The organism is Cupriavidus sp. 05T41 (assembly GCF_056396525.1).
Genome location: NZ_JBFTLQ010000119.1, coordinates 1 through 17,746 on the forward strand (window position 1 = coordinate 1; position 17,746 = coordinate 17,746).

At 70.5% G+C, this 17,746-nt stretch carries 10 protein-coding genes and 3 pseudogenes; 6 read left to right on the top strand and 7 right to left on the bottom strand.

What is annotated here, in order from left to right; translation table 11 throughout:
* From AC1DKV_RS37320 to AC1DKV_RS37335, 4 genes and pseudogenes are all read left to right on the top strand, one after another.
* A partial coding sequence (locus AC1DKV_RS37320) for an FAD-dependent oxidoreductase (RefSeq protein ID WP_477139403.1) occupies positions 1-1,100 on the top strand: 1,100 nt, incomplete at its 5' end.
* A 52-nt stretch (positions 1,101-1,152) separates the two neighbouring features.
* On the top strand, positions 1,153-2,064 hold the full coding sequence (locus AC1DKV_RS37325) for a helix-turn-helix transcriptional regulator (protein ID WP_441650488.1): 912 nt from the start codon (positions 1,153-1,155) through the stop codon (positions 2,062-2,064).
* 182 nt (positions 2,065-2,246) lie between these two features.
* Positions 2,247-3,176 (top strand): annotated as a pseudogene (locus AC1DKV_RS37330) (dihydrodipicolinate synthase family protein); the annotation flags it as partial.
* 135 nt (positions 3,177-3,311) lie between these two features.
* A pseudogene (locus AC1DKV_RS37335) lies at positions 3,312-4,877 on the top strand (APC family permease); the annotation flags it as partial.
* A gap of 144 nt (positions 4,878-5,021) precedes the next feature.
* On the opposite strand, the gene AC1DKV_RS37340 reads toward AC1DKV_RS37335, so the two are convergent.
* From AC1DKV_RS37340 to AC1DKV_RS37350, 3 genes are all read right to left on the bottom strand, one after another.
* Positions 5,022-6,692, bottom strand: a complete 1,671-nt coding sequence (locus AC1DKV_RS37340) for an OFA family MFS transporter (protein WP_477139404.1) — start codon at positions 6,690-6,692, stop codon at positions 5,022-5,024.
* 291 nt (positions 6,693-6,983) lie between these two features.
* Positions 6,984-9,758: a winged helix-turn-helix domain-containing protein gene (locus AC1DKV_RS37345; protein ID WP_477139405.1), complete on the bottom strand. Its 2,775-nt coding sequence runs from the start codon at positions 9,756-9,758 to the stop codon at positions 6,984-6,986.
* A 262-nt stretch (positions 9,759-10,020) separates the two neighbouring features.
* On the bottom strand, positions 10,021-11,565 hold the full coding sequence (locus AC1DKV_RS37350; RefSeq protein ID WP_477139406.1) for an AMP-binding protein: 1,545 nt from the start codon (positions 11,563-11,565) through the stop codon (positions 10,021-10,023).
* A 247-nt stretch (positions 11,566-11,812) separates the two neighbouring features.
* On the opposite strand from AC1DKV_RS37350, the gene AC1DKV_RS37355 reads away from it, so the two are divergent.
* Together AC1DKV_RS37355 and AC1DKV_RS37360 are read left to right on the top strand one after the other, a co-directional pair.
* Entirely contained in the window at positions 11,813-12,967 is a 1,155-nt protein-coding gene (locus AC1DKV_RS37355; RefSeq protein WP_477139407.1) for an acyl-CoA dehydrogenase family protein, read from the top strand.
* Positions 12,968-12,991: 24 nt separating this feature from the next.
* Complete coding sequence (locus tag AC1DKV_RS37360; RefSeq protein WP_477139408.1) at positions 12,992-14,227, top strand: acyl-CoA dehydrogenase family protein; 1,236 nt, start codon at positions 12,992-12,994, stop codon at positions 14,225-14,227.
* Between the two features lie 256 nt (positions 14,228-14,483).
* Here the strand turns inward: AC1DKV_RS37360 and AC1DKV_RS37365 are convergent, their stop codons facing one another.
* The 4 genes and pseudogenes from AC1DKV_RS37365 to AC1DKV_RS37380 form a co-directional block, all read right to left on the bottom strand.
* Positions 14,484-16,061, bottom strand: a complete 1,578-nt coding sequence (locus AC1DKV_RS37365; RefSeq protein WP_477139409.1) for a fatty acid--CoA ligase — start codon at positions 16,059-16,061, stop codon at positions 14,484-14,486.
* A gap of 78 nt (positions 16,062-16,139) precedes the next feature.
* The gene (locus tag AC1DKV_RS37370) at positions 16,140-16,922 is read right to left on the bottom strand and encodes an SDR family NAD(P)-dependent oxidoreductase (RefSeq protein ID WP_477139410.1); all 783 of its coding nucleotides are present in this window, start codon (positions 16,920-16,922) and stop codon (positions 16,140-16,142) included.
* A gap of 286 nt (positions 16,923-17,208) precedes the next feature.
* Positions 17,209-17,457 (bottom strand): GlsB/YeaQ/YmgE family stress response membrane protein, encoded by a 249-nt coding sequence (locus AC1DKV_RS37375; RefSeq protein ID WP_441621622.1) that lies wholly within the window; start codon positions 17,455-17,457, stop codon positions 17,209-17,211.
* A 19-nt stretch (positions 17,458-17,476) separates the two neighbouring features.
* Positions 17,477-17,746: pseudogene (locus AC1DKV_RS37380) on the bottom strand (signal peptide protein); the annotation flags it as partial.

Here is a 17,746-nt window from a genome sequence, read left to right on the forward strand (position 1 = left end):
GCGCGCGCGCGTGGCGCCGCGCGCTGGCGGCCGACGCACGCATCACGCTGTTCGCCGGCAGCCGTATCGTGGCGGCGCCGGCKCCCGGGACGCTGCTGGTGGAGCAGGCCGACACGGCCGCGAGGCTGCATTACCGCAGCCTCGTGCTGTGCAGCKGCGCGCGCGAGCTGMTGCTGCCCTTTCCCGGCTGGACCTTGCCCGGCGTCACTGGCGCCGGCGGCCTGCAGGCGCTGATCAAGGCGGGCATGCCCGTGCAGGGCGAGCGCACCGTCATCGCCGGCAGCGGCCCGCTGCTGCTTGCCGCCGCGGCGACCGCCCGCCGCCATGGCGCGCTGGTCGTGCGCATCGCCGAGCAGGCGCCGCTGGCGCGCGTGCTGCGCTTCGGCAGCGCGCTTTGGCGCTGGCCGGGCAAGGCGCTGCAAGCCGGCATGCTGGTGGACCACCGCTACCGCACGGGCGTCCTGGTGGAAGCCGCGCTYGGCGACGACCGCCTGCGCKCGGTGCGCCTGCGCCGGGGCGACCGGCGCGTGGAGTTGCCGTGCGACCGCCTGGCATGCGGCTTCGGCCTGGTGCCCGACACCGGCCTTGCCGCGCTGCTGGGCTGCCAGATCGATCCCGGCTCCGACGCCATTGTGGTCGACGCGCTCCAGCGGACCAGCATGGACCGGATCTACGCCGCCGGCGAATGCACCGGCATCGGCGGCAGCGAGCTGGCCCTGGTSGAAGGCGCCATCGCGGGCCACGCCTCCGCGGCAGACGCAACGCGTGCGGGCAAGCTGTTCCGGCGGCGCGCGTACTGGCGCGGGTTCGCCGCGCTGGTGCAGGCGACCTTCGTGCTGGACCCCGCGCACAGGCAGGCGGCGCAAGCCGACACGCTGGTGTGCCGCTGCGAGGACGTCCCGCTCGGCGCCATCCGGGCGCAGCCCGATGCATGGCACGCCAGGATGCAGAGCCGCTGCGGCATGGGCGCCTGCCAGGGCCGCATCTGCGCCAGCGCCGCGCGCGTGCTGCTCGGCTGGCCGTTGCCCGCGCCGCGTCCGCCGCTGTCGCCCGCGCGCATCGGCACCTTGATGCTGGACGACGGCCCGAGCGCGCCTTGAGCGCGCACGGCATGGTTTATGGTTGGACCCACAAGCGCCATCAGGAGACGACATGCCCCACCCGCCCTCCCCTTCGATGTGTTCCGCTGCCGCCGCATCCTGGCGGCCCGTGCCRTCCCCGCGCCGGGATGAGGCCGGCGAGGATGGCCATGACGGCAGCGACGACGGATTGCGCGGCCTGCCGCCCGCCCACGTCGCGCACCTGGCTGCCATCTGCGCCGGCAACGCCAGGCAGCGCCCGCGCGACATGGATGCGCTGCTCGATGCCATCGCGCTGGTCACGCCGCTGCTCAACGCGATTCCCAACGTGGTGTTCTTCATCAAGGACAGGGCCGCGCGCTACCTGGTCGCCAACCTGACGCTGGCCACGCGCTGCGGGTTCAAACGCGTCGATCCGCTGCTCGGAAAGACCTCGGCCGAGGTCTTTCCGGCCTACCTCGGCCAGCGCTACATGGAGCAGGACCGGCACGTGCTCGATACCGGTGACGTCATCTCCGGACAGCTCGAACTGCACCTCTATCCCGCGCGCGAGGCGGGCTGGTGCATGACCTACAAACACCCCGTGCACGACGAGCGCGGGCGCATCATCGGCATGGCCGGMATCTCCCACGACCTGCAGCTCGCGCGCGAAGCGCACCCGGCCTACCAGCGCCTGGCGGCGGTCGACACCTATATCCGCGAACACTATGCACGGCCCATCCTGCTGTCCGAGCTGACCAGCCTGGCCGGCCTGTCCGCGGCGCAGCTCGAACGCTACTGCAAGCGCATCTTCCACCTGACGCCGCGGCAGATGATCCACAAGGTGCGCCTGGAACGTGCCTCCGAACTGCTGTCCACCGGCATGCCGATCACCGAGATCGCGCTCGAATGCGGCTACACCGATCACAGCGCCTTCAGCCGGCAGTTCAAGGCGCATACCGGCCTGACGCCGCGGCAGTTCCGCCCGCAGGCGGCATCGGGCTGACGACGCGACGCGGTGCCGGTGTGCCGGTGTGCCGGTGTGCCGGCATGCCGATGTGCCGATTTCGTCGGCCTTCCAGGCAAAAAGCCTCAAGCGGGAAGCGCGCGCAACTGCGAACCTGTGTGCTGATTCCCGGGCGGCGCCCTGATGGCGCCGCTCCCATGCCAACCACAGGAGACGACACGATGAGCAGCAAGACAACCCGCGGCAAGCCGCACTGGAGCGGTGTGTTCCCCGCCGTCAGCACGCAGTTMGAGGCGGACTGCACGCTGGATATCGAGGCGACCCACAAGGTGATGTGCAACCTGGTGGAGGACGGTGTATCGGGGCTCGTGGTGTGCGGCACCGTGGGCGAGAACACCTCGCTGAGCGCGCGCGAGAAGATCGAGGTAATGGAGGCCGCCAGGGACGCCGCGGGGGGGCGCGTGCCCGTGATCGCGGGCATCGCCGAGCTGACCACGGCCTTCGCGCGCGACATGGTGGCCGAGGCGGCACGGGCCGGCGTGGACGGCGTCATGGTGATGCCGGCGCTGGTCTACTCCGCCCAGCCGCACGAAGCGGCGGCGCACCTGCGCAGCATCGCCACCGCCACCGACCTGCCGGTGATGATCTACAACAATCCGCTGGCCTACCGCAGCGACATCACGCCCGACATCCTGGTTTCCCTGGCCGACTGCGAGAACATCGTCTGCTTCAAGGACTCGTCCGGCGACACGCGCCGCTTCACCGATCTGCGCAACGCCGTGGGCGACCGTTTCGTGCTGTTTGCCGGGCTCGACGACGTGGTGCTCGAGAGCATCGCCGTGGGCGCCGAGGGCTGGGTCTCCGGCATGTCCAATGCGTTCCCGAAGGAAGGCGAGACGCTGTTCCGGCTGGCCATGCAGCGGCGCCATGACGAGGCGCTGGCGCTGTACCGCTGGTTCATGCCGCTGCTGCACCTGGACGCGCGTCCCGACCTCGTGCAATGCATCAAGCTGTGCGAGGCGCTGGCCGGCCGCGGCAGCGCCGTCACGCGMCCGCCGCGCCTGGCACTGCAGGGGGAGGCGCGCGCGCATGTCGAAGCCGTGGTCGGGCTGGCCCTGGCCACCCGACCCGCGCTGCCCGACGTGGGGCTCTKAGCGCCGCCGCGGCAGCGGCAACCCGCGAAATCCGCCACCGCCGCCACCGCCGGCAKCGCCGGCGGCTTCCCGCATGCGCCGCCGCGGCCGGCGTGCGCGGCGGCCCTTCTTACCGATGCCACAGGAGCCCATATGCCCCCAGTGCAAGGCAAGTTCAAACGGCAACTCTCCCTGACCGATCTCACGTTTATCGGCCTGGGCGCCATCTTCGGTTCCGGCTGGCTGTTCGCGGCCAGCCATGTATCCGCCATCGCCGGCCCCGCMGGCATCCTTTCCTGGCTGCTGGGCGGCTTCGCCGTGCTGCTGCTCGGCATCGTCTATTGCGAGCTCGGCGCGGCGCTGCCGCGCGCTGGCGGCATCATCCGCTACCCGGTGTTCTCGCACGGCCCGCTGCTGGGCTACCTGATGGGACTGATCACGCTGATCGCCTTCTCCAGCCTGATCGCGATCGAGGTGGTGGCCGCGCGCCAGTATGCCGCCGCGTGGTTCCCGTGGCTGAGCCAGCCGGGGTCGAGCAGTCCCACGCTGGCCGGCTGGACGGTACAACTGCTGATGCTGTGCCTGTTCTTCGCGCTCAACTACTACAGCGTCAAGACCTTCGCGCGCGCCAACAACGTGATCAGCATATTCAAGTTCCTGGTGCCGMTGCTGGTMATCGTGGTGCTGTTCACGCATTTCGAGCCGGCCAACCTGCAGGCGCACGGCTTCGCGCCGTTCGGCCTGTCCGGCGTCCAGGCCGCGGTGTCCGCGGGCGGCATCATCTTCGCGTATCTCGGCCTCACGCCGATCATCTCGGTGGCCAGCGAAGTGCGCTCGCCCCAGCGCACCATCCCCATCGCGCTGATTCTCTCGGTCCTGCTTTCCACGCTGATCTACGTGCTGCTGCAGCTAGCCTTCCTGGGCGGCGTGCCGGCCGCCACCGTGGCGCAGGGCTGGGCCGGCATGGGCAAGGCCTTCGCGCTGCCTTACCACGACATCGCGCTGGCGCTCGGCATCGGCTGGCTGGCCGTCCTGGTGGTGTCCGATGCGGTCATCTCCCCCAGCGGCACCGGCAACATCTACATGAACGCCACGCCGCGCGTGGTGTACGGCTGGGCGCGCGGCGGCACGTTCTTCAAGCTGTTCACACGCATCGACGCCGCCTCCGGCATCCCGCGCCCCGCGCTGTGGCTGACCTTCGCGCTGTCGGTGTTCTGGACGCTGCCGTTCCCCTCATGGGAAGCCATGATCAATGTGGTGTCCGCCGCGCTGGTGCTCAGCTACGCCATTGCCCCGGTCACCGTGGCCGCKCTGCGGCGCAATGCGCCCGGGCTGCACCGGCCGTTTCGCGTCAAGGGCCTGGCGCTGCTGGGGCCGGTCTCCTTCATCGTCGCGGCGCTAATCGTGTACTGGTCTGGCTGGGGGACGGTGTCGTGGCTGCTCGGCCTGCAGATCGCGATGTTCGCGGCCTACCTGCTGTGCTGGCGTGCCGTGCCGACCCAGCGGGTCGGGCTGCGCCAGCAGGTGCGCAGCTCGCTCTGGCTGATCGCCTTCTATGTGCTGATCATGCTGGCGTCGTACCTGGGAGACTTCGGCGGGACCGGCGTGGTCGCCCATCCCTGGGACACTGCGCTGGTCGCCGCAATCGCCCTGTGCATCTACGCGTGGGGCGCGCGCACGGGCGTGCCGCCGGCGCTGACCGGCATCGACGCGGACGATGGTGAAGAGGAGGAAGAAGAAGAGGAGGAGGAGAACGACCACGGGGCGGAAGGCGGCGGCAAACCCCGGAGCGCCGCGCCGCGCGACACCGCMGTGGCCCTGCTGCCGGGCGGCACACCCTGAACGGGCGGCCGCCGGCTCCGTTCAATGKAAGAACGTCGCGACGCTCAGCGCCGTACGGTAGATACCCCAGGCCAGCGGCACGCACACGGCGGCCCACGCCAGCCAGGCCACGCCGCCGCCGGCCTGCCCGCCGGGACGCGCGACCGGGCCGCCCGTGACGGCCTGCGCGCGGTMATGCGCCAGGCGCTTTTCCTCGGCCAGCTCGGCCTCGGTCATGAAGTACTTGGGATTGACCGGGCGCACCAGCAGGTTGCACACCAGGCCGATGAACAACATGCCGACGAGGATGTACATGGTCTGGTTGTAGACCTGCTCGCGCGGCAGGCCGAGGCCGAGCTGGTAGTCGCGCATGTAGTTGACCACCACCGGGCCCAGGATGCCGGCCGTGGCCCAAGCGGTGAGCAGGCGGCCGTGGATGGCGCCGACCATCTGCGTGCCGAACAGGTCGGCCAGGTAGGCCGGCACGGTGGCGAAGCCGCCGCCGTACATGCTGACGATCACGCAGACCGCKCCCACGAACAGCAGCTTCTGGCCGCTGGCCGCCAGCGTGGGGATGCTCGCGTACAGCAGGCCGCCCAGCACGAAGAACACCATATACGTCATCTTGCGGCCGAGCTTGTCGGACAGGCTGGCCCAGACGAAGCGTCCGCCGATATTGAACAGGCTCAGCAGCGCGGTGAAGCCCGCCGCCACCACGGCGATGGCGGCCAGCTGGCTCTTGCCGAGTTCACCGAAGCGCCCGGCCACGCCGATCAGGCTGCCGCCGAAGACTTCCTGCAGCATGGGACTGGCCATGCCGATCACGCCGATGCCGGCCGACACGTTCATGCACAGCACCATCCAGACCAGCCAGAACTGCGGTATGCCCCACACGCGCTTCACATGCACATGGTGCGCCGTGATCATGGCATTGGCCGCACGGCTGGCGGGCGCGGTCCAGCCCGCCGGGGTCCAGCCGGTAGGCGGCACGCGGTAGGACAGTGCGCCGCCCATCATGAACACGAAGTAGACCACCGCCATCACGGTGAAGGTCTGCGCCACCCCTACGCTGGCAGGCGACGCGAACTTCGCCATCAACTCGGCCGCCAGCGGGGAGCCGATCATCGCGCCGCCGCCGAAGCCCATGATGGCCATGCCGGTGGCCATGCCGCGCTTGTCCGGGAACCATTTGATCAGCGTGCTGACCGGCGAGATATAGCCCAGCCCGAGCCCGATGCCGCCGATCACGCCCGACCCCAGCAGCATCAGCCAGAACTGGTGCAGGTGGATGCCCAGCGCCGAGATCAGCATGCCGCCGCACCAGCACAGCGCGCTGACCACGCCGGCCTTGCGCGGGCCGGCGCGTTCCAGCCAGCCGCCCCAGATCGCGGCCGAGCTGCCCAGCAGCACGAAGAACAGCGTGTACATCCAGCCCAGCGTGGAGACCTTCCAGTCGCAGCCGGTGACGAACAGTTCCTGCAGGAAACCGACATCGGCGCCGCAGCGCAGCGGCTCGGCGATGCCGATGGCGCGCGACAGCGGCAGCCAGAACACCGAGAAGCCGTAGGCCATGCCGATGCACAGGTGGATCGCCAATGCCGCGGGCGGCACCAGCCAGCGATTGAAACCGGGGGCCGCGACGATCCGCTCCTTGGACAGGAACGGCGTGCGGGCCTGCCCTTCGAGCGCGTCGGCGCTGAGGTCTGGGGACATCCTTCACTCCTTGTCTGTTGTTTTTTGTATTGACCAGGGATGCCGCCTGCCTGCATTCCGTTCGTTCCGCTGGTGCGCAGACCATCCCCGGCGCGCGTGTGCGCTTTGCATCCGGTGCTTGGCTCGGCGCCGGACACGTCCCCGGCGCGCCGGGGACGGCACGTAGTGTACGGCAGCGGCAACGGGCGTGGCGTGCCGCGAAGTGGGGTGTGGCACCGGTGTGGCAGCGGTGTGGCAGCGGTGTGCTATGGCGCGGCCGGGGCCGGCCGCGCGACGCGCGCGTGGCGTGCCCTACAGCAGTCCCAGTTGCCGGGCGATGGCCACCGCCTGCGTGCGGTTGCTGGCGCGCAGCTTGGCGCTGATATTGCGCAAGTGCGTGCGCACCGTGGTCTCCGAGACGAACAGGCGCTCGGCCATGGCGACGTTGGAGAAGCCTTCGGCCAGCAACTGCAGCACCTTCTGCTCCTTGGGCGTGAGCGGCTCGAGCAGGTCGCGGCGGGCCTGCCGGGCGGCGCAATCGGCCGTGCCGGCCGCGTCGGGCGCACCGCCGCAAGCTTGCAGCAGCCGCTCCACATAGGCAGCGGGCAACGCGATGCCGGCACGCGTGCAGGCGTCGGCCGCCAGGCGGCGGGCCGGCGCGCCCTCGTCGGCGAAGATCCGGATAAATCCTTCCGCCGCACCGAAGCGCAGGGCGTCGCCCATGACCTGCTGGGCCCGGGCGCTATCGCCGCAGCGCTGGCAGGCCAGCGCCAGCAGTACGCGCAGCTTGAGCGCGCGCCGCATCAGCTGGGCGTGCCCGGCCGCGGCCAGCTCCGCCGCGATGGCTTCGCAGGTGGCGGCGGCAGGCTCGGCGAACGCCGCCAGGCGCAGGCGGCCCATGGCCACGTCTTCCACATCGTTGGCGAAGGAACTGACCGCGCCGGCGCCGGGGCGGCTGCGCCACAGCGCCKGGTCCGCGGCGTGCTGGATCGCCTCGCCGGCGGCATGGCCGTTGCCCTGCAGCAAGGCCAGGCGCGCGCGCTCGAGCATGGCGCCCTGCACCAGGCGCGGCAGGCCGCGGTGGTGGCCCAGATGTTCGAGCGCGGCCAGCCATTCGTGCGCGCCGTCGATGTCGCCGCGCTCGCAGGCGATGCGTGCCAGCACCGTATGGCCGCTGATGATCTGGTCCGGCAGGCCGAGGTCGCGCGCCAGCGGCACGTAGACGTTGAGCAGGCGCTCGGCGCGCTCGCGGTMGTTGATMTCGTAGAGCGCCTCGGCCAGCAGGATGCAGGCCATGGCGTTGCCGTTGGTGGGCCCGTAGCGGTTGGGCAGCATGGTGCTGGCGGCAATGCGAAAGCGCGCCAGCGCCTGCTGCAGGCGCCCCTGGYGCAGGTCGATCAGCCCTTCGACCGACTCCGAGAAGATCTTGTTGAAATTGCTGTCGGAGCCGCGCACCACCTGGCGGGCCAGGCCCAGCAGGCGGCGCGCCTCGCGGTAGTCGCCCATGACCGCGGCCATGCGCGCCATCGAGGTGGCGAGGATGGAGTCCGGGAAGGGGTAGCCCATGGGCAGCGGCAGCGGGTCGTCGCGGCTGCAGGCGCGCGCCTCGTCGAAGCGGTCCATCATGTTGAGCAGCATATGGCGCAGCGCGCGCACATGGGCGCGCAGGTCGCCTTCGGCGCCGTCCAGCGGGATGGTCTGCAGCAGCGCGATGGCATCGGCCGGGCCGCGCGTAAACGACAGCGCCCACACATGCGCGATCTGCAGCTTCGGCCAGGCTGCCATCTCCCCGGGCGGCACCGCGTCCAGCCAGCGCGTCAGCAGGCGCATGCGGCCCTGGGCCAGCAGGTCGTCCACGCTGTCCGCCAGCAGCGGCAGCGCATGGGCCACGGCGCCGGCAGCCAGCGCATGCTCGATGGCCGGCACCGGCCGGCCCTGCGCCTCGTACCAGCGCGAAGCCGCCATCTGCAGCGCCGGCACTTCGGCCGGCATGACCTGGTGGAGCTGCGCGCGCAGGAAGCTGGAGAACAGGCTGTGATAGCGATACCAGCGCGTGCCGGCCTGCGCCGGGCTGTCCGCGCTGCCGCCATGGCGCTCGCCGTCGAGCGGCATCACGAACAKGTTGGCGCGCTCCAGCCAGGCCAGGATGTCATCGCTGTCGGTGGTGCCGCACACGGCGTCGCACAGCGGCCCGCTGAGCTGGTCGAGGATGGAGGTGCGCAGCAGGAAGGCGCGCACGGCCTCAGGCAGGTGCAGGTAGACGTCTTCGACCAGGTAATCGGCGATGGCCGCGTTGGAGCCCGAGAAGCCGGCGATGAAGGCATCGGGCGGCCCGCGCCGCTCCAGCGCGACCGAGGCCAGCCACAGCGCGGTGGCCCACCCTTCGGTGCGCCGGTGCAGCGTAGACACCGCCGCCGGCTGCAGCGAGAGGCCGCGCGCGCCGCGCAGGAAGGCGTCGGTCTCCTCGGCGGTGAAGCGCAGCTGCGCCGGCTCGATCTCCAGCAGCTCGCCGCGCGCGCGCAGCCGGGCCAGGCCGGACTCCGGCACCCAGCGCGTGCCGATCACCAGGCGGCCGCCCGGCGGCAGCTGTTCCACCACCTGCCACACCAGCCCCGCCACGGCAGGGTTCTGCACGGCCTCGAAATCATCCAGGAACAGCGTGAAGGGCCGGTCGTGCGCGGCCATGCGATCGATCAGCGCGAGCGCATGCTCGCCCGGCGACAGCGGCGCGGCCAGCGCCGCGGCCTGCGGCGCGCCGGCCTTGCGCAGCACTTGCTCGAAAGCCGCTTCGAGCGAGCCGAGAAAGCGCGTGGCGTCGTTGTCCGCGCGGTCCAGCGTCAGCCAGGCGGTCGCCATGCCGCCGGCATCCAGGCGCGCGCGGCATTGCAGCATGGCGGTGGTCTTGCCGAAACCGGCCGGCGCGCGCACCAGCACCAGCTTGACGAAGCCGGCCGCGCACACCGCCTCGCAGATGGCGCGGYGCTCCACCTGAAACGGGGTCAGCATGGGCGGGCGCAGCTTCGCCACCAGTGTGGCGGCGCGGGCCGCGCCTTGCTGTCCCGCGCTGGTCTCCTCGATTGTGGCCATTCGCCGTGTCTTCCTGTTGGCGGCGGCACCCTGGCTGCGGATGCCGCGCGATCCGCTCCGGCTTATGGTTGCCGGCTGCTGGCGCCGCATGCGCCAGGGATCGRACGGCCGATTATGGCGTAAACGCCGGCAAGGCTGCCGGCGCGCCTTCAACGGTKACGCCGCGCATGCCGGTGCATTTCTCCGCTCTCCCGCTTGCGGGAGCGGGCTCGGGGGCGAGGGAGGGAAAAACGTCAGGCAACGCCGGCGGCTCCGGCGCGATCTACACCAGCTTGTTCTCCCGCCCGGCCCAGTAGCGGTCGCGCAGCAGCCGCTTGACCAGCTTGCCGGTGGGCAGGCGCGGCAGCTCCGCGGCGAAATCCACCGAGCGCGGGCATTTGATGCCCGACAGGTTGTCGCGGCAGAACGCGATCAGCTCCTCGGCCAGCGCCGGCCCGGCCAGCGTCATGTCCAGCGGCTGCACCACCGCCTTGACCTCCTCGCCGAAGTCTTCATTGGGCACGCCGATCACCGCCACGTCCATGACCTTGGGATGGGTCATCAGCAGGTTCTCCGCCTCCTGCGGGTAGATGTTGACGCCGCCGGAGATGATCATGTTGGCCTTGCGGTCGGTCAGGTAGAGAAAGCCCTCCTCGTCCACGTAGCCCACGTCGCCCAGCGTGGTCCAGTCGCTGTGCGCCGGGTGGCGCGACTGTGCGGTCTTGCCGGGATCGTTGTGATAGACGAACTGGCGCCCGCCGGCGAAATAGATGGTGCCGGGCTCGCCCGGCGGCAGCACCGCGCCGCCGTCCTCGCAGATGCGCAGTTCGCCGATCGAGGCGCGGCCGACCGTACCCTTGTGGGCGAGCCAGTCGGCCGAGCCGACTGCGGTGGAGCCGTTGCCCTCGGTGCCGGCGTAGTACTCCCAGATGATGGGGCCCCACCAGTCGATCATCTGCTCCTTGACCGCGACCGGGCACGGCGCGGCGGCATGCACGGCGAAGCGCAGCGTGGAGACGTCGTAGCGGCGGCGCACGGCCTCGGGCAGCTTGAGCATGCGCGAGAACATGGTCGGCACGACCTGGGTGTGGGTGATGCGGTGCCGGGCCAGCAGCGCGAGGAAGGTCTCGGCATCGAAGTGCTCCATCACCACCGAGGTGCCGCCGAGCTGCTGCACGGCCATGTTGTAGCGCAGCGGCGCGGCATGGTACAGCGGCGCGGGCGAGAGGTAGCGCATGTCGGGGCCGAAGCCGTAGAGCGACTGGCACATCAGCACCAGCGAGCCCGCCACGTCGATCTGCTGGCTGGCTGGCGGCGTGAACACGCCCTTGGGGCGACCGGTGGTGCCGGAGGAATAGAGCATGTCGGTGCCGGCGCATTCGTCGTCGATGCGCCAGCCGGGATACTGCGCCAGCGTGGTCTCGTAGGCGGCGAAGCCCGGCGCGGTGCCCCCCATCATCAGGCACGTGCCGAGCGCCGGCGCCTTGGCCGCCAGTCCCTGCGCGACCTCGGCCTGCGAGCGCGAGGTGACCAGCATCCTGGCGCCGCTGTCGTTCACGATGTGCGCCGCGTCGTCCACATTGAGGCGGGTGCTGATGCACACGTAGATCAGGCCCGAGCGCTGCGCGCCCCAGCACAGCTCGAACAGGCGCGGGTGGTTCTCCAGCAGGAAGGCGACCCGGTCGCCGGGCTGCAGCCCGTGGTCGCGGAACAGCCGCGCCACCTGGTTGGAGCGTTCGTCGAGTTCGCGGTAGGTGACCACGGTGCCGCCGGCCATGATGATGGCCGGCTTGTCCGGCKAGCGCTGCGCGTGAACATGCGGATGCATGACTGCCCCTCCTGGAGTGTCGTGATGGCCGGCTTGGCGCAGCGGGACCGCGTGGCGCCGGCATGGCTTGCGCCATTGTCGGGACAGGCGCCTTGCGCGAACATCGTCGGAAGCGACGAACGCGCGCTGGTGCAGCGCCGCAAAAAAACGCGCGGCGCGCGGCGGGTGATTCGTCGCATCCGACGATGCGACCGCGGCGGCCCTTCGCATAATGGTTGCCACCCCGCAACCGCGCCGAGGACCCAAGGTGGATTTCCAATTCAGCGAAGAACAATCAATGCTGYGCGACACGCTCGCGCGCTACCTGGCCGATCACTACGGCTTCGAGGCAAGGCAGGCCGCGGTACGCTCGCCGGCCGGCTGGCGGCCCGCGTGCTGGAAGGCGCTGGCGCAGGAGCTTGGCCTGCTGGGCGCGGGTTTTCCCGAGCGCTTCGGCGGTCTTGGCGGCGGCGCGGTCGAGCACATGATCGTGATGGAGCAATTCGGCCGCCACCTGGTGGTGGAACCCTACCTGTCCACGGTGGTGCTCGGCGGCGGCGCCTTGCTGCACGGCAACGAAGCGCTCGCCGCGCAGTGGCTGCCCGCCATCATCGGCGGCGAAGCCACCGTGGCATGGGCGCATGCCGAGCCACGCAGCCGCTACTGCCTGCACGACGTGCAGAGTACCGCCGTGCGCGCGCAGGGCGGCTGGCGCCTGAGCGGCCACAAGGCGGTGGTGGTGGCCGCGCCGTGGGCCACGCACCTGGTGGTCAGCGCGCGCACCGGCGGCACTCGGCGCGAGCGCGCCGGCATCAGCCTGTTCTGGCTCCCCCGCGACACGCYGGGGGTCGCGCTGCAGGCCTATCCCACCGTGGACGGAGCGCGCGCCGCCGAGGTCCGCCTGGACAATGTCTTCGTGCCGGACGATGCCCTGCTCGGCGCAGAAGGCCAGGCGCTGGCGCTGATCGAGCGCCTGTCCGACGAGGCCGCGGTGGCGCTGTGCGCCGAAGCCGGCGGCGCCATGAGCCGCATGCTCGGCGACACCGTGGACTACGCGCGCCAGCGCAAGCAGTTCGGCGTGCCGATCGCCACCTTCCAGGTGCTGCAGCACCGCATGGCCGACATGTACGTGCAGCTCGAGCAGGCCGTCGCGCTGACCCAKGTGGCCGCCATGCAGGCCGGCGCGGACCCGCAGCGGCGCGCACTGGCCGCCAGCGCGGCCAAGGCGCATGCCGGGCAGGCCGGCAAGCTGGTCGGCCAGGCCGCGGTGCAGATCCACGGCGGCATGGGTGTGACCGAGGAACTCGCGGTGGGCCATTACTTCAAGCGCGTCACGGCCATCGACCTGCAGTTCGGCTCGGCAGATCACCACCTGCGCCGCTACGCCGACCTGCTGTACCCCGCGCACCCCGCCGCCGCCTGACCAACGCCATCCGAGGCTGACCCCATGAATCTCGATTTCTCCCCGCAAGAGCTGCAGTTCCGCGACGAGGTCCGCGCCTGGATCGCGGAGGCCTACGACGACGGCCTCAAGGCACTGATGGCGCGCAGCAAGAACGGCTATCTCGACAAGGCAGGCCAGGTGCGCTGGCAGAAGAAGCTGCACGCGCGCGGCTGGGCCGCGCCAAACTGGCCCGAGCAATACGGCGGGCCCGGCTGGACTCCCGCCCAGCGCTACCTGTTCCAGGCCGAGACCGCCGCCGCGGGCTGCCCGACCGTGTCGCCGATGGGCCTGAAGATGGTGGCGCCGGTGATCATGAAATACGGCACGCCAGAGCAGAAGGCGAAATTCCTGCCGCCGATCCTCAGCTCGKACATCTGGTGGTGCCAGGGCTATTCGGAGCCCAATTCCGGCTCCGACCTGGCCTCGCTGCAGATGCGCGCCGACCGCGCCACCGACGGCGATGGCGATCACTACCTGCTCAACGGCTCGAAGATCTGGACCACGCATGCGCAGTGGGCCGACTGGATGTTCTGCCTGGTGCGCACCAGCCGCGACGCGCGCCGCCAGGACGGCATCTCCTTCGTGCTGGTGGACATGCGYACGCCGGGCATCACGGTGGCGCCGCTGCCTACGCTGGACGGCCCGGTGGCCGGCCAGCAGGAAGTAAACCAGGTGTTCTTCGAGAACGTGCGGGTGCCGGTGGAGAACCGCATCGGCGAGGAAGGGCTTGGCTGGACCTATGCCAAGTACCTGCTCGAGTTCGAGCGCGGCGGCAGCTACGGGCCCATGCTGCGCCAGCAGCTGGCCAAGGTGGCCGGCATCGCCGCCAGCGAGGCCGCCGACGATGGCGGCCGCCTGCTCGACGATCCCGCCTTCCGCCGCAAGCTGGCCGAACTCCACGTGCGCGCGGCCGCGCTCGAAGCCAGCGAGCTGCGGCTGTTCTCCGGCGTGGCGTCCGGCACCTCGATCGGCGCGGCGTCCAGCATGCTCAAGCTGGTCGGCACCGAAACCATCCAGGCCATCAGCGAACTGGCGGTGGAAGCCGCCGGGCCGTACGCGCTGCCCTTCGTGYAGGACGGCTGGGCCGCGCAGCAGGGCCGCGACGCCGGACCCGCGGCGGGRCCGGAGTATGCCGCGCCGCTGGCGCCGCGCTACTTCAATTACCGCAAGGCATCGATCTACGCCGGCTCCAACGAGATCCAGCGCAATATCATCGCCAAGCAGGTGTTGGGACTCTAGCGCATCGTGCGGGCCGGGCCCTGGCGCAAGGCATTGGGGGAAGGMGGTGGGGCCTGCGGCGCAGGTGCCGGGACCGGCACCGCAGGCCTGCCGGCCTGGCTGCCGCGGCCGTTTCGCGTTACGCGTTACGTAACGTGTTCCGCGGACGTTTCAAGCGGGTGACATAAGGATGACGTGAAGCGGGGGCGCAGCGTCACACCCCCGTCGCTCGGTTGACTCTTCAGCTGACTCTTCAGCTGACTCTTCAGTTGACGCCTCAGTTGACTCGCCTGCTGTACCCCTCCCAGTACGGCTCGCGCAGTTTCCGGCGCAGCAGCTTGCCCGAGGGATTGCGCGGCAAGGCATCGACGAACTCGATGCTCTTGGGCACCTTGAAGCCGGCCAGCCGCTCGCGCGCCCAGGCCACGATGCTGTCGCGGTCGGGCGACTGGCCGGGACGCGGCACGACGATGGCCTTGACCGCCTCGCCCCACTTCTCGTCGGGCACGCCGATCACCGCCACGTCCGCCACCTGCGGATGGCCGTAGATGGCGCTTTCGACCTCGGCCGGGTAGACGTTCTCGCCGCCGCTGATGATCATGTCCTTGACCCGGTCGTGGATGTAGACATAGCCCTCGGCGTCGAGGTAGCCGGCGTCGCCGGTGCGCAGCCAGCCATCGGCATCGATGGTGCGCGCGGTCTCGTCGGGCTGCTTCCAGTAGCCTGCCATGTTCTGCGGCGAGCGGATCATCAGCTCGCCCACTTCACCGGGCGGCAGGCGCCGGCCTTCCCAGTCCACCACCACCACTTCCACGCCGGGCAGCGGCTTGCCGGCGGCACGCATGCGCGGCACGTCGTCGGTGGTGTGGTCTTCGGGCGGCAACGCCACCACGGTGCCGGTGGTCTCCGTCATGCCGTACTGCTGGGCGAAGCCGCACTTGAAGACTTCGATGCCCTCGCGCAGCAACGCCGCGGGAATCGGCGCGGCCCCGTAGAGCAGCGTCTTCAGGCGCGAGTAGTCGACGCTGCGCGCACGCGGGTCGCGCAGCACGAACTGCATCGCGGCGGGTACCAGGAACAGCTTGCTGATGCGCTCGCGCTCGAAATAGTCCAGCACCGCGGCGGGATCGAACTCGCGCGCGACCACGCCCTTGGCGCCCGCCAGCAGGTTGCGCAAACCCCAGCCCGAGCCACCGATATGCGCCACCGGCATCGCCACCAGCGAGACATCGTCGTCGGTCCAGCGCGACCATGTGATGTCTTCGCGCTCGCTGGCCTCGGTGCCGGCGGTKAGGTTGCGGTKGGTCAGCATGGCGCCCTTGGGGCGGCCGGTGGTGCCGGAGGTATAKAGCTGCAGCACCACGTCATGCGCCGCGGGCCGGTGCGCCGGTGGCACCGGCGCATGCGCGTCGCGCCAGGCGAGGTAGGCCGGCCAGTCCGGCTCGCCGCCCTCCATGGCGATMACGCCGCGCACCAGCGGCAGCGCAGGCAGCAGCGTGCGCATGGTCTGCGCCGATTCCGGCCCGACGAACAGCAGCACGGCATCGGCGTGGCCGACGATAAAGCCCACTTCGGGCGGCGCCAGGCGCCAGCTCGCCGGCGCCATCACCGCGCCGATCTTGGCCGCGCCCAGCAGCAGTTCGAAGTAATGGTCGCAGTTCTTGCCAACATAGCCGATGCGGTCGCCCGGCCCGATGCCGGCGGCCGCCAGCGCCTGGGCCACGCTGTCGGTGTGCCGGTCGAACTCGGCATAGGTGGTGAGCCTGCCCTCGAAGGAATAGGCTACCGCGTCTGGCCGCCGCTGCGCGAAATGACGCACGGCGTGCGGCAGGGTGGTCAGGTAACTGAAATCCATCRGCATCTCCTTCTCTCGGTCTTGCCGCATGCGCGCGTMGGGCTTCCGCGCTTCTATGCTTCTGCGGGATGCGCCCGCTCAGCGCGGCGCCATGCGGATGGCACCGTCGAGCCGCACCGATTCGCCGTTGAGATAGCTGTTGCGGCACATCTCCAGTGCGAGCGAGGCGAACTCCTCCGGCTGGCCCAGCCGCTTGGGGAACGGCACCGAGGCTGCCAGCGCCGCCTTGACGTGTTCCTGCGCGCCCTGCAGCAGCGGCGTGTTGAAGATGCCGGGCATGATGGTGTTGACGCGGATGCCTTCGCCGGACAGGTCGCGCGCGATGGGCAGCGTCATGCCGACCACGCCGGCCTTGGAGGCGGAATACGCGGCCTGGCCCATCTGGCCGTCCTGCGCGGCCACGGATGACGTGTTGATGATCACGCCGCGGTCGCCGTCGCGCGCGTCCAGCGTGAGCATGCCGGCGGCCGAGCGCGTCAGGCAGCGGAACGAGCCGATCAGGTTGATCTGGATGATGCGCTCGAACGCATCGGTGGGGAAGAACTTGATCTGGTCCGGCGCTTCCTTCGAGCGCGATGCCGTCTTGATGGCGCCGCCGGTGCCCGCGCAGTTGACCAGGATGCGTTCCTGCCCCAGCGCGGCGCGCGCCTTGGCGAAGCCGGCTTCGACMTCGGCCTCCGACGTCACGTTGACCTGGCAGAACACGCCGCCCAGTTCGCGTGCGACCGCCTCGCCCTTCTCCGCGTTCATGTCGAACAGCGCCACGCGCACACCCTGCGCCGCCAGCGCGCGCGCCGTTGCCTCGCCCAGGCCCGAGGCGCCTCCGGTGATCACTGCCGTTACCGATGCATCGAGTTTCATCTCGTCTCCACGTTGTCTTGTCTCTTGCGAAAGCATCCGCGCCGGCGCGAGCGATGCGGCGGGGCGGATGCGCAGGTCCGGCGGGCCGCGATGCGGCCGGTCCGGCGTGGTATGGAGATTCGGGGATGACGGCGCGGCACGCATCGTCGGAAGCGACGAATGCACGAAAGTGCGCGAAGGCAGGTGGACAGCTTACGTGAACCACCACGTGAACGCGCGCGGCGCGCGCAGGCAACGGCGCCGTGCGCGCCTCTGCACGCACGGCCTGCCGGGCTTCATGCCACGGTCAGTCGCGTCTGGTCGCCAGGTGGTACAGCACCAGCAGGATCACCGCGCCCAGTACGGCGCCGACGAAGCCAGCCGACTGCCCGGGCCGGTACCAGCCGAGCGCCTGGCCGAGGAAGGTCGCGGCAACCGAACCGATGATGCCGAGCACGGACGTCAGGATGAAACCGCGCGGCCCGCGCCCGGGCGTCAGCATGCGCGCCACCAGGCCGGCCAGGAAGCCAATCAGGACTACCCAGATCAGATGCATCGCCATTTCTCCGGCGGCCTCAGCCGCATGCCTTGCCGTGATCCGCGTGGAAGCCCTGCGCGGTGGCCTGCGACTCGCTCATGTAGGCGCCGTCCTTGGTCTTGCCGTACCAGCGCGAGCCGGCGCAATGGTAGACCTTGGAGGTCTTGTTGACCCACACCTGCCCGGCCGCGCCGACCGATGCGGTGGTGGCCGGCGCCGCGGCGCCGGGCGTCGCCRGTTTGGCCATCGAAGTTGCGGGCGCGGGCGCGGTGCCGGCGGCGGGCGTGGGCACGGCGGCCTTCGCGGC